This window comes from Megasphaera intestinihominis (genome assembly GCF_040096415.1).
Lineage (GTDB): Bacteria > Bacillota > Negativicutes > Veillonellales > Megasphaeraceae > Megasphaera > Megasphaera intestinihominis.
Window position 1 is genome coordinate 1 of sequence record NZ_JBBMEU010000030.1, and the last position, 13,410, is coordinate 13,410.

Consider the following 13,410-nt stretch of genomic DNA (forward strand, 5'->3'; position numbering starts at 1 on the left):
CCTCTCAGTCAGCTGTGCTGACAGCTCTCCTAGCAGGAGAGCCGGGCCGCCTTGGCAGGACAGCCTCTGCGGTCTGCGAACACCTATCTCTTTTAATCATACTAACGTACTAAATATAGTATAATACAATCTGGTACACTATTTCAAATTGCATACTGGATGCACGATAAAGGTCAAATTCTTAAAAAATACTTGACTATTTGACTTTTTGCTGTATGATATTGGTGTAAGGGTACCTGAAGGTATCCGCCACTACGGCAGAATCGTACAAAGGAGTGTTTGAATATGGCAAAAGAAACCCATGAATTTCAAGCTGAAACGAAACAATTACTGGACTTGATGGTCCATTCTATTTATACGAACCACGAAATCTTCCTTCGCGAACTGATTTCCAATGCATCCGATGCCATCGACAAGCTGCATTACCAGTCCCTGACCAATGGCGATCTCCTCGAAGGCGATACGGCCTTTGAAATCCATTTGACGCCTGATGCCGATGCCCACACGTTGACGATCTCCGATAACGGCCTGGGCATGAATAAACAGGATTTGATGGAAAACCTCGGTACTATCGCCCAGTCCGGCACCAAGGCATTCCTGGAAAAATTGAAAGAATCCCAGGATGCCGACAGCACGGATAAGGATCTCATCGGTCAGTTCGGTGTCGGTTTCTATTCGGCCTTCATGGTCGCCGATAAAGTCACGGTCGTCACCCGCAAGGCCGGCGAAGAACAGGCTTATAAATGGGAATCCACTGGCGACGGTGAATACAGCCTGGAAGAATGTCAGAAACCGAAACACGGCACGACGATCATCCTCAGCCTGGGCAAGGACTTCTACGGCGACGACAGTGAAGAAAACTATACCGACAAGATGACCCTCCAGAGCCTGGTCAAGAAGTATTCCGACTATATCCGCTACCCGATCACCATGGACTTCACGACCAAGGAAAAACCGAAAGACGCCGACGGCAAGGTCATCGAAGACGCACCGGAAGAAGAACATACGGAAACGCGGACGCTGAACTCCATGCAGCCTTTGTGGACGCGCAATAAATCGGACATCAAACCGGAAGAATATAAGGAATTCTTCCAGCATCAGTTCTACGAATGGGAAGAACCGATGGAAATCTTCCACAACCGCGTCGAAGGGGCCGTCGATTACACGGCACTGCTCTTCATCCCTGGCAAGGCTCCGTTCAACCTCTACTATGCCGACTACGAACCGGGCATCCAGCTCTATTCGCGCCACGTCTTCATCATGGATAAATGCAAGGACCTCCTGCCGGATTACCTGCGCTTCGTCAAAGGCCTCGTCGATTCGCCGGACCTGTCGTTGAACATTTCCCGTGAACTGTTGCAGAAGAGCCGCGAATTGAGCCTCATCGGCCGTAACCTGGAAAAGACCATCCTCAAGACGTTGAAACGCAACCTGGAAAAGGACCGTGAAAAATACGAAAAATTCTGGGCTGAATACGGCAAATCCCTGAAAATCGGCGTTTACAGCGGTATGATGACCGGTGAAAACAACGTCGAAAAATTGAAGGACCTGCTGCTCTTCATGTCATCGAAAGATGGCAAACTGTGCACCATCAAAGAATACGTCGACCGCATGAAAGACGGCCAGCAGAAGATCTACTACGCAACGGGCAAGGATAAAGAAGCCATCGAAGGCCTGCCGCAGATGGAAATGCTCCGCGACCGCGGCATCGAAGTCCTCTACATGACCGACCCGGTCGATGAATTCGCCGTCGAAGCCATCGGCGAATACGAAGGCCACCGCTTCCACTCCATCAGCCGCGGCGACCTGGACCTGGAAGACGACGCCTTCAAGGAAGAAAAGAAGAAGAACGAAGAACTGGCCAAGGATAATGAAGGCCTCTTGAAGGACATGAAAGAATTCCTGGGCGATAAAGTCGCCGATGTCCGCTTGTCCAACCGCTTGAAGAGCGGTGCCGTCTGCCTCGTCGCCGACGCTGCCGGCCCGTCGCTGGCCATGGAACAGGCCTTTGCCGCTGCCAACAACCCCATGCTCAAGGCCCGCCGCATCCTGGAAATCAACCCGCAGCATGAACTGTTCAGCAAACTGACGGCCGTCCACGACCAGGGCAAAGACAGCCAATCCTTCAAGGACTACTGCAATCTGCTCTACGATCAGGCTCTGCTCCTGGAAGGCATCATGCCCGACGACCCCGTCGCCTTTGCCAATAAAGTAGCCAGCCTGATGGCAAAATAAAATTCCATACAGAAAAGCCCCTCCCGGTGTGTGACCGGAAGGGACGTTCCTCCAGCAAAAGGTCCTGTCGTTAGACGACAGGACCTTTTGCCGTAGGGGCCGTCCCAAGCCTTTCCAGCCCGTCAGGTGCCAACCAACGGGAGGCGCAGGACGGTTGCTGGAAAGGACAGCTGTGGCTGGGCGGCCCGCTTGTGGGAATTCCGCAAACTGATACTGCAGTTCGTAGGCGGCAAATCATCGATTAACCTCTCAGTCAGCTGCGCTGACAGCTCTCCTAGCAGGAGAGCCGGGCTGCCATAGGGGCCGCGAGCCACGAGCCACAAACTGCTAACCGCTAACCCCTAACCCCTAGTGGAATATGTTGATGAACACGGTGATGATCGATGCGTTGACTGGGTCGATGATGAGCGAGCCGATGAGGGGGATGACGAAGAAGGCCGTCGGTGCCGGGCCGAAGAGTTCGGTCATGGCTGTCATGTTGGCGATGGCGTTCGGCGTAGCGCCGAGGCCGAAGCCGCAGACGCCGCTGGTCATGACGGCTGCTTCGTAGTCCTTGCCCATGGCGCGGAAGACGATGAAGTAAGCGAAGATGGCCATGAACAGGGCCTGGCTGAGGAGCATGACGACCAGGGGGATGGCCAGGTCGGCGAGCTGCCAGAGCTTGAGGCTCATGAGGACGCAGGTCAAAAAGACGGTCAGGCTCAGGTTGCCCAGGACTTCGCTTTCGCGCTGATAGATTTTATAGGCGTGCGTGAAGTCGGCGATGTTGCGGATGATGGCGGCGACGATCATGGAGCCGATATAGCCCGGGAAGACCAGGCCGATGCTGCTGAAGAAGCCGCTGACCAGAGTGCCCAGGCCCATGGCCAGGAAGAGGTGGGCCATGGCGTTCATGAAACGGTAGTTGTCGATGGTCTGGCCGATTTTATTTTCAATCTTAATGGCGTTTTCGGCGCGTTCTTTATTGCCGGCGACGGCTTTGAGCGTCGAAACGGTGCCGGCATTGAAGGACGGGTCGAAGCGTTCCGATTCGGCCGAGCTGACGAGGTGGAATTTGTGGACCAGTTCTTCGCCAATCGGGCCGCCGATGACGCCGCCGGCGACGAGGCCGAACGTAGCTGCTGCGACGGCAATGGTCACGCCGCCGTCGAGGCCGATGCTTTCCAGGAGCGGGCCGAAAGCCGCTGCCGTACCGTGGCCGCCGACCATGGGGATGGAACCCGTTGCCAGGCCCAGGAGCGGGCTCAGGTTAAAGGCCATAGCCAGGCCGGAGCCGATGATGTTCTGGCAGATGATCAGGACCGTCGTGACAATGGCCATTTTCAGGACCATGACGCCGCCGCGCTTGATGAGGCTGATGCTGGCCGTATAGCCGACGCTGGTGAAGAAGAGCATCATGCAGATGTTCTGCATGATCGTATCCTGTTCGTATTTCCAGATGCCCTGCGTATATAAGATGCAATTGATGATAGCAAATAAGATACCGCCGACGACGGGCGCCGGGATACAGTACTTACGAAGGACGCTGATCTTGACGCGCAGGAAGACGCCAACGTAGTAGACGACGATGGCCGCAGCCAGGGTCTGATAAATATTAAGATTTAAAGACACACGGAAAACCTCCTTATAATTTTAAAAATACAATACATATCATAACAGATTTTAGGCTGTAAAACAATTGTAAACATGAGAAAATGTTTTGATTTTTTAAGCATATATGGGATATTATTTTTTAATAGACAGAAAAAATGGTGAATGATAATAATCTTGACGGCCTTTTCGCTGGCTCTCTTTAGAAAAACAAAAGAACTGGATGTCGCTGGCCTTGAGGTCCAGCTTCAGCTGTTCCTGTCCCAGGGGAGAGAGGCCGGGAGCGTCGGAACGCACTTTGGTGACCACCGGGAGCTGGCCCTTGGCCCCTTTCAGGAAAGCTGCACCGCGGCTGTTGAGGGCCAGGAGGCGGGCATATTGCGGACCTGCCTCATAGGAGCAGTCCATGAGGTCCCGCGAGGGCTGCAAGAGCGTATAGGCGCCCATGCGGCAGAGGCGGCTGTAGGCATAGCGCCGCGTCTTGATGCTCCTGAGGGCCTGGTCGTAACTGCCGCTTTCCATGAAAGCGCGGTGCCAGCGGTTTTCCAATCCTTCCGTAAAGGCCGGCAGACTGCGCAGCTGGTCCGGTGTCAGCAGGCGGTTATGGCTGGCGACGAAATCGCCGTAGCGGCCGTAATCAGTGAAGGCGCCCTGGGCCAGCTGGTCTTCGGCACCTGCCAGGCTGGCCGCTGTGAGATAAGGCCGACAGGCGGCGGCTGTCCCGCTGCAGCGCATGGCCTGGCGCAGGGCCGAGGCGCTGGCAAAGGCGGCACCGAGGCCGGTATCGCCGTGTCGGCCCTGGCGGGGCAGGGGAAGAAAGGTCAAGGGCTGTTCCTGTTTCAACATGGCCCGGGCATATTCAAAGGCCAGCAGGGCATTGGGCTGCTGCAGCAGCCGGGCTTCGTCAGGGGCCGCGGCCATGAGTGCGTCAGTCAGCTGCTGTCCGGCTGAGGATTTTTTTGCTGCCTTCAGGCAGGCTGTCAGTCCCTCGGAGCGGCGGGCCAGGGAGAGAAAGTCAGCCGCCGTTCCGCCTTCGACGCCGCAGGCCAGGGCCTGGCAGCCCAGGCGGGCGGCTAAGGTGACGCCGCCTTGAGCGAAACCGGCCGCGCTGGACAGGGCATAGACGGCAGGGAGTTCGATGACCACATCGGCACCGCCGTCGATGGCCCAGGCCGCGCGGTGCCATTTATCGAAAAAAGCCGGTTCGCCGCGCTGGACGAAGGCGCCGCTCATGATGATGACGATGGCCGCCTCCGGGCCGGCTGCCTGGCGGACTTGGCGGATTAAACGGGCGTGACCCGTGTGGAACGGGTTGAATTCGGCGATGATGGCAAGGGATTCCATAGAGCCTCCTATATGTTCAGAATTTCACAAAATCTCGAAAAAGTATAGCCTGATGAGAATTATATTATATGTTTTAAATAAAATCGTGCTAATGGTTATAAGTATACGGGGCAGGCCGGGAAACGTCAATGGTGTATACTCATTCCTGCCAAGGGAGAGGCGAAAGTATTTGCAATTCGTCGCTTTTTTTTAGGTGACGCTATAAATCTTTTATGCTATAATGAACCTAGTCTGTAGAAAGCATAAATAGGTGATTGCATGAAAGGATTGAAATTATTAGCAGTTGCGGCCATGACCGCAGCTGTCGTATTGTTGTCCGGATGCGGCAACATGACGATGCTCGAAGAATACAGCTTCGGGTATGTCCAGCTCAAAGCCGGGAATTCGGAAGTCTATGTCATGACACCGTTCGACCTGGCCCATGTAAGCCGCCAGAATGGGGAAGGCATGATGTACATCAACAACGATAAGCACATCAATGTCGTCGCTGTTTCCGAAACGGCTGGCGAAACGACGCCTGTAGCCATGGCAGAAGAATATGTTGCCATGCTGAAACAGACACCGGATGTTTCTGATCTGCAAACGAAGGTCACCGACGCGGAAGAAAGCGGCCGCAAGACCACCGTTGTCGACGCTTCCTATACGGAACCGCTCAACGGCCAGCCGGCCAAACTCATCGTGCGGAGTCTCTTCTTTGAAGATAATGGCCAGATATGGCACGTCATGTACATGTACAAAGACGGCGATGCCCTGGCTAAAGAAGTAGTTGACCACGTATTTGGCCAGCTCAAATAATTCTAAGACAAATGAAAGAGGGTAAATTTTCATGATCGTATTGGTTGTAAACTGCGGCAGCTCGTCCTTGAAGTACCAGCTCATCAACATGGACAATGAAGAAGTAATGGCAAAAGGTTTGGTCGAAAAAATCGGCCTTCCCGATTCGCAGCTGACCCACAAATGGAATGGCCAGAAGAAAGAAATCAAACAGTCCATCCCGGATCACCAAGTCGCTGTCAAACTCGTCCTCGACATCCTCACCGACGCTGAATGCGGCGTCATCAAATCCATGGATGCCATCGACGCTGTCGGCCACCGCGTCGTCCATGGCGGCGAAGAATTCGCTGCTTCCACGCTCATTACGGATGAAGTCATGAAAGCCTTGGAAAAATGCTCGGCTATGGCTCCGCTCCACAATCCGCCTAACATCATCGGCATCAACGCCTGCAAAGCCATCATGCCCGGCGTTCCTCAGGTCGGCGTCTTCGATACGGCTTTCCATCAGACCATGCCGGCGAAAGCCTTCATGTATGGCCTCCCGTATGAACTCTACAAAGAAGACCACATCCGCCGTTATGGCTTCCACGGCACGAGCCATCGCTATGTAGCTGGCGAAGTCGCTAAAGTCATGGGCGTACCCGTTGAAAAACTGCGCATCATCAACTGCCACCTCGGCAACGGTTCTTCCCTGGCTGCCATCAAATATGGCAAATGCGTCGACACGACCATGGGCTTCACACCGCTCGCCGGCGTCCTCATGGGCACCCGCTGCGGCGATATCGACCCGGCTATCGTCCTCAACGTCATGGACAACCACAACCTTTCGACGAAAGAAATGGATACGCTCATGAATAAGAAATCCGGCGTCCTCGGCATTTCCGGCGTTTCCAGCGACTTCCGCGACCTCGGCCAGGCTGCTGCTGAAGGCAACGAACGCGCTCGGCTCGCCCTCGACATGTTCCACTATCAGGTCCGCAAGGAAATCGGCGCTTTCGCAGCTGCCATGGGCGGCGTAGACGTCATCACCTTTACGGCTGGCGTCGGCGAAAACGGCATCGAAGACCGTGCAGCCATCGCTGAAGGCCTGGAATACCTCGGTGCGAAACTCGACCCGCAGCGCAACAACGTCCGCGGCAAAGATGCCCTCATCAGCACGGATGATTCGACGGTCAAGATGTACGTCATCCCGACGAACGAAGAAATCATGATCGCCCGCGATACGAAGGACATCGTATCCAAACAGTAATGACCAAAGTGCGTGCCCGAAGATGGAGTGAATACTGTGAAATTACTATACTGGGACATTGACGGAACCTTATTGAATACGGGCCGGGCCGGTCTGTACGCCATTGAAGAAGTCTTCCACGACCTCAAGGGCGCCGACGTGCCCGTGCCGAAGATCGCCGCCGGCGGCCGGACGGATAATTTCATCTGCCAGCAGCTCTTGTATAAAGCCACAGGCATCATGCCGACAGACGATGAAGTCCATGCCTTTTGCCGGGGCTATGAAAAGAAGCTCCTGAAATGGCTGAAGCGCAAGGCCGAAGAAGGCGTCGTCCTGCCCCACGTAGAAGAGAACCTGGCTTTCTTCCAACAGCGAAAGGATTACAGGCAGCTCCTCCTGACCGGCAACAGCGCCATCGGCGCCCGCATGAAGATGGACGTCTTCGGCCTGTCCCAGTACTTCGATTTCTCTCATTCTGGGTTCGCCTTCAATTATTACTATCGCGATGATCTGGCCCGCAATGCCCTGGCCATCGCCAAGGAAGCCTGGGGCGATGCCATCGAGATGGCTTATGTCATCGGCGACACGCCTTACGACATTCAGTGCGGCAAAGCCATCGGCGCCCGCACGATCAGCGTGGCTACAGGCCGCTATTCCTATGAGGAACTGGCCCAGTGCGCGCCCTGGAAGATACTGCGGTCCCTGCCGGAACCGGAAGCCTTCCTGAAAATCATCGAAAATTAAAGAAAAGTGTAAAAAATAGGCTGTCACATTAAGCAAAACATGCATTAATGTGACAGCCTATTTTTTGAGTTTTAAGTTTTTAGTTTGCAGTGAATGGCTGAAAAAATTAAAACCACCGGCTACAAACTGCAAACTCCAAACTATAAAGCGTCCGGGTCTTTTTCCGGTTCTTCGATGCGCCAGGTGTTTTCGAGGACGCGGAAATTGAGGCGGTGCCATTTCTTTTCGATATCGTCCAGTGTCTGCGAGGCGGAATATAACATATTATTTTGTTTCTTGGCCTGCTTTTCCAGCTGTGCCATGCGAACGCGCTGGGTGGATACGGTGTCCGCCAGTTCATAGACCTGGAACTGCAAGGCGGCGATCCAGAAGAATTCCAGCAGGGCGACGATGACGACGCATTTCTGGGCCTTTGGCAGACCGTGCCAGGCCTGGCAGAAGCGGCGGCGCAGGCGGGAGAGGGCCGCCCGGCCGTGCTGCTCCTTTTGGCGGATCCCCGTCAGGTCAGGAGGGAACTTGTGTCTGTCCATAAGCCTTATAAGTTGGAAATGACGCGGGCCTTATTGCGGACGAAGTCGAGCCACAACTGGGCGGCATGGGAGAGGTAGTGGCCCCGTTTCCAGATGACGTAGAGGACGTGCATGATTTCCGGTTCTACCAGGGGACGGACGACGACCGATTCCGATACGCGGGGGTTCGTTTCCTTCGTCGGGCACAGGCGGCTCGGCAGGAGGGCGACGCCCAGGTTGGCGACGACGGTCTGGATCATGAGGTCCCGCTGGCTCGTTTCGAAGACGATCTTCGGCTGGAAACCGATTTTCTTACAGTGCTGGATGATTTCGTCGTGCAGGTTGAAGTCGTCGCGGTAGAGGACCAGCGATTCATTGGCCAGCTTCTTGAGGGGAATCGTCTTTTCCTTGGACAGGATGTTGTCCCGGTGGATGATGACGTTCATCGGGTCCTGGGTCAGGAAGAACGATTCAAAGTCCTTTTCCTTCGGCTGCGTGCAGACGATGCCCAGGTCGATGAGGCCTTCCTGGACGCTGATTTCGACTTTCTTCGAGCCGTGTTCGTAGAGGTCCAGTTCGATCTGCGGGTATTCCTGCTTGAACGCCCCCAGGAGGTTGGCGAAGATCGGTGCGCCCGTGATTGGCGGCAGGCCGATGAGGACCGTCCCTTGTTCCAGCTTGAATTCGTTTTCAAAGTCCGTCTTCAAGTGTTCGAACATGAAGACGACGCGCTTGGCGTGGGAGAGGAAAATCGTGCCGGCATCGGTGAGTTCGACGGCCTTGGCGTTGCGCATGAAGAGGACGACGCCCAGTTCTTCTTCCAGGGCCTTGATGGTGCGGCTGATGGCGGACTGGGAAATGTGCAGCGTCCGCGCGGCTTTGCTGAATGATTTCTTGTCGGCTACTTCGACAAAGTATTTAAGATGATGAAAATCCATACTAACACCTCCACTAATGGTGTACACCGAATCGGCACTTTAATATACACTCGATTGGTATACGTTTACAAAATAGCACTGAACGATGCATAAACTAGCATCACATTCCTATTGAATTTAGCATTACTTAGGCATATAATTAACTTGTAAGAAAAAGTTACAAAGTCGTTCGGTTTGTGATGGGCAGCAAGCTTCAAAAGGCATGTTGGTGTGCAAATCTGTAATATCACTATAATAGTATTACAGATTAAGAATATTAGCAACACCTTTTTTGAATATTATTGAACCTTCCCGCTTTTCATTGCATTTTTTTCAAGATAGGGACGTGTATGGACGATACGTGAACAGAAGTCATCCATGGAACCTGGGTGAGGGTCCGCGCCGTCCGTATGCCGTCCGTATGAGGATGCAACAGGACGTCTTTATAGCTTTCTTAAGCCTATCAGTATGGTTTTTCCATATTGAAAGTATACTTTTATCTAAGGAGCGTGTTTTATCTATGAGCAAATTTAAAACCATGGATGGTAACGAAGCAGCTGGATGGGTGTCCTATGCATTTACTGAAGTTGCCGCAATTTATCCGATCACGCCGTCTTCTCCTATGGCAGAACATGTCGATGATTGGGCAGCCGCTGGCATGAAAAACATCTTCGGCCACAAAGTCAACGTTGTTGAAATGCAGTCCGAAGCTGGCGCAGCTGGCGCATTCCACGGTTCTTTACAGGCTGGTGCTTTGACAACTACGTACACGGCATCTCAGGGCTTCCTCCTCATGATCCCGAACATGTACAAAGTTGCCGGTGAACTTCTCCCGGGCGTATTCCACGTAGCTGCTCGTGCTTTGGCTAACCATGCACTGAACATCTTCGGTGACCATCAGGACGTTATGTCTGCTCGTGCAACAGGCTGCTGTCTCTTGGCTGAATCCAATGTTCAGGAAGTCATGGATCTCGGTGGTGTCGCTCATTTGGCAGCAATTAAAGGTTCCCTGCCGTTCATCAACTTCTTCGATGGTTTCCGTACTTCTCACGAAATCCAGAAAGTTGAAGTCATGGACTTCGAAAACTTCAAGAAACTCGTTGACTGGGACGCTATCGAAGCATTCCGCAAACGTGCCCTCAACCCGGATCATCCGGAAATCCGCGGCACTGCAGAAAACCCGGACGTATACTTCCAGCACACAGAAGCTTCCAACAAATTCTATGATGCTATGCCGGATATCGTAGCTGGCTACATGGACAAGATTTCTGAAATCACTGGCCGTACGTACAAACCGTTCAACTACTACGGTGCTCCTGATGCTGAATACGTTGTCGTATCCATGGGTTCTCTCTCCGACGTCGCTAAACAGACTGTCGAATACTTGCAGAGCCAGGGCGAAAAAGTCGGTGCCATCAACGTTCACCTCTATCGTCCGTTCTCCAACAAATACCTCCTCAACGTTCTTCCGAAAACTGTTAAGAAGATCGCTGTCATCGACCGTACGAAAGAACCGGGCTCCCTCGGCGAACCTCTCTACCTCGATATCGTTGGCTTCGTAACTGAAGAAAACCTCAACATCGACGTTATCGGCGGCCGTACAGGTATGGGCTCCAAAGACGTTCTTCCGGAAGACTTCCTCGCTGTCTTCAAAGAACTCAAGAAAGAACATCCGCTCAACGGCTTCACGCTGGCTATCAACGACGACGTTACCAACCTCAGCCTTCCGCGCGAACCGAAAATGCCGGTTGACACGACTGGCCTTACGTCCTGCAAATTCTGGGGCTTCGGTTCTGATGGTACTGTCGGCGCTAACAAATCCGCTATCAAGATCATCGGTGACCACACCGACATGTATGCTCAGGCATACTTCGCTTATGACTCCAAGAAATCCGGCGGCGTAACTATTTCTCACCTGCGTTTCGGTACTCGCCCGATCGATATGCCGTACCTCATCGACGCAGCTGACTACATCGCTTGCCATCGTCAGTCCTATGTAAAACGCTTTGACATCCTCCGCGGTATCAAAGAAGGCGGCACATTCATGCTGAACTGCACCTGGACCGACGAAGAACTGGAAAAAGAACTTCCGGCTCGCATCAAACGCGCTATCGCTAAGAACCATGTTAAATTCTACACCTTGAACGGTGACGCTATCGGCCGGAGACTCGGCCTCGGCACTCGTATCAACATGGTCATGCAGGCTGCATTCTTCGCACTCGCTAAGATCATTCCTATCGATGACGCTGTTAAATACTTGAAAGACTCCATCGTCAAGAGCTATGGCAAGAAAGGCCAGAAAGTCGTTGACATGAACAACGGCGCTGTTGATGCTGGTATCAAAGAATTCCATGAAGTTAACTATCCGGCTTCCTGGGCTGACGCTAAAGACGAAGTCGTCGAAGGCCGTCCGGCTCCGAAGTACTTCACGGAAGTTGCAAAACCGATGCTCGAACAGGTTGGCGACGATCTCTCGGTTTCCGCATTTGCTGGCCGCGAAGATGGCACCATGCCTTCCGGTACTGCTAAATTCGAAAAAGCAGGCCCGGCTCTCCACGTTCCTTCCTGGGATGCTGAAAAATGTATCGGCTGCTTGCAGTGCTCCTTCGTCTGCCCGCACGCTACTATCCGTCCGGTCTTGACGACGAAAGAAGAAACGGCTGCTGCTCCGGCAGGCTACAAAGTAGCTCCGAAAGCTAAATCCGGCAAAGAATATGATCTCGCCATCATCGTTGACCAGCTCGACTGCCTCGAATGCGGTTCCTGCGTAAACGTTTGCCCGGTTCAGGCTCTCACCATGGTTCCGAACACCGACGAAGAACGTCAGAAGATGGATCTCTGGTACTATGGTACGGAAACGGTTGCTCCGAAAGCTAACCCGCAGAACAAGAAGACCGTCATCGGTTCTCAGTTCGAAACTCCGCTCCTCGAATTCTCCGGCGCATGCGCAGGCTGCGGTGAAACACCGTATGTCAAACTCATCACGCAGCTCTTCGGCGATCGCATGATGATTGCTAACGCTACTGGCTGCTCCTCCATTTGGGGTGCATCCGCTCCGGTTTCCCCGTACACCATGAACGCTGCTGGCCATGGCCCGGCTTGGGCAAACAGCCTCTTCGAAGATGCTGCTGAATTTGGTCTCGGCATGTTCCTCGGCGTAGACAAAGTCCGCAAAGACTTGGCTGAAAACCTCGACGCTGCTAAAGCCGTTGCTTCTCCGGAACTCCAGGCTGCACTCAGCGACTGGGCTGCTAACCTGAACGAAGGCGAAGGCTCTCGTGAACGCGCTGACAAACTGACAGCTCTCCTCGAAAAAGAAGCTGCTGGCAAACCGGTTCTCGAAGACTTCCTCGCTAAGAAACAGTTCTTCGTTAAACGTAGCCAGTGGATCATCGGTGGTGACGGCTGGTCCTACGATATCGGTTACGGCGGTGTTGACCACGTCCTCGCTTCCGACCACGACGTCAACGTCCTCGTCCTCGATACCGAAGTTTACTCCAACACTGGCGGTCAGTCCTCTAAAGCTACCCCGACTGCAGCTATCGCTCAGTTCGCTGCTGCCGGCAAACGCACGAAGAAGAAGGACCTCGGCATGATGGCTATCTCCTATGGCTATGTCTATGTAGCTCAGGTAGCTATGGGTGCTGATAAGAACCAGCTCATGAAAGCCATGACTGAAGCTGAAGCTTACCATGGCCCGTCCCTGGTTATCTGCTACGCTCCTTGCATTAACCACGGCATCCGTAAAGGCATGGGCAAGAGCCAGCTCGAAGAAAAACTCGCTGTCGAATGCGGTTACTGGGATCTCTTCCGCTACAACCCGGATCTCAAAGCTCAGGGCAAGAATCCGTTCAGCCTCGACTCCAAAGAACCGGATTACAGCAAATTCCAGGAATTCTTACAGGGTGAAGTTCGTTATGCTTCCCTTAAGAAAGGCTTCCCGGAAGAAGCAGACGCTCTCTATGCTAAGACAGAAGCAGACGCAAAAGCTCGTCGCGAATCCTATGTACGTTTACAGAAGGGTTTTGAAGACTAATTTGATTGCACTCGCTGCATGAGAATAGAAGAA

9 protein-coding genes are annotated in these 13,410 nt (G+C 53.4%); 5 read left to right on the top strand and 4 right to left on the bottom strand.

Going from position 1 to position 13,410, the window contains the following annotated elements:
* The first annotated feature begins 285 nt into the window (after window positions 1-285).
* Window positions 286-2,235 (top strand): molecular chaperone HtpG, encoded by a 1,950-nt coding sequence (gene htpG, locus WMO23_RS06260; protein WP_292262683.1) that lies wholly within the window; start codon window positions 286-288, stop codon window positions 2,233-2,235.
* A gap of 348 nt (window positions 2,236-2,583) precedes the next feature.
* On the opposite strand, the gene gltS is transcribed toward htpG, so the two are convergent.
* Both gltS and WMO23_RS06270 read right to left on the bottom strand, forming a co-directional pair.
* Window positions 2,584-3,846: a sodium/glutamate symporter gene (gltS, locus tag WMO23_RS06265; RefSeq protein WP_020310881.1), complete on the bottom strand. Its 1,263-nt coding sequence runs from the start codon at window positions 3,844-3,846 to the stop codon at window positions 2,584-2,586.
* Window positions 3,847-3,960: 114 nt separating this feature from the next.
* Window positions 3,961-5,169, bottom strand: coding sequence for a tRNA(Met) cytidine acetate ligase (locus WMO23_RS06270; protein WP_020310880.1), 1,209 nt, complete (start codon window positions 5,167-5,169; stop codon window positions 3,961-3,963).
* 258 nt (window positions 5,170-5,427) lie between these two features.
* On the opposite strand from WMO23_RS06270, the gene WMO23_RS06275 reads away from it, so the two are divergent.
* The 3 genes from WMO23_RS06275 to WMO23_RS06285 are packed head-to-tail and all read left to right on the top strand — an operon-like array spanning window position 5,428 to window position 7,915.
* Window positions 5,428-5,964, top strand: coding sequence for a hypothetical protein (locus WMO23_RS06275; protein WP_020310879.1), 537 nt, complete (start codon window positions 5,428-5,430; stop codon window positions 5,962-5,964).
* A gap of 31 nt (window positions 5,965-5,995) precedes the next feature.
* Entirely contained in the window at window positions 5,996-7,192 is a 1,197-nt protein-coding gene (locus WMO23_RS06280) for an acetate/propionate family kinase (protein ID WP_292281494.1), read from the top strand.
* 36 nt (window positions 7,193-7,228) lie between these two features.
* Entirely contained in the window at window positions 7,229-7,915 is a 687-nt protein-coding gene (locus tag WMO23_RS06285; protein WP_020723962.1) for an HAD family hydrolase, read from the top strand.
* 140 nt (window positions 7,916-8,055) lie between these two features.
* On the opposite strand, the gene WMO23_RS06290 is transcribed toward WMO23_RS06285, so the two are convergent.
* The gene (locus WMO23_RS06290; RefSeq protein WP_020310876.1) at window positions 8,056-8,445 is read right to left on the bottom strand and encodes a hypothetical protein; all 390 of its coding nucleotides are present in this window, start codon (window positions 8,443-8,445) and stop codon (window positions 8,056-8,058) included.
* A gap of 5 nt (window positions 8,446-8,450) precedes the next feature.
* A complete protein-coding gene (locus WMO23_RS06295; protein ID WP_014016983.1) occupies window positions 8,451-9,362 on the bottom strand; it encodes a LysR family transcriptional regulator in 912 nt (303 codons plus the stop codon).
* A gap of 499 nt (window positions 9,363-9,861) precedes the next feature.
* Here WMO23_RS06295 and nifJ point away from each other — a divergent pair, with 499 nt between their 5' ends.
* Window positions 9,862-13,377 (top strand): pyruvate:ferredoxin (flavodoxin) oxidoreductase, encoded by a 3,516-nt coding sequence (gene nifJ / locus WMO23_RS06300; RefSeq protein ID WP_296818597.1) that lies wholly within the window; start codon window positions 9,862-9,864, stop codon window positions 13,375-13,377.
* Window positions 13,378-13,410 lie beyond the last annotated feature (33 nt).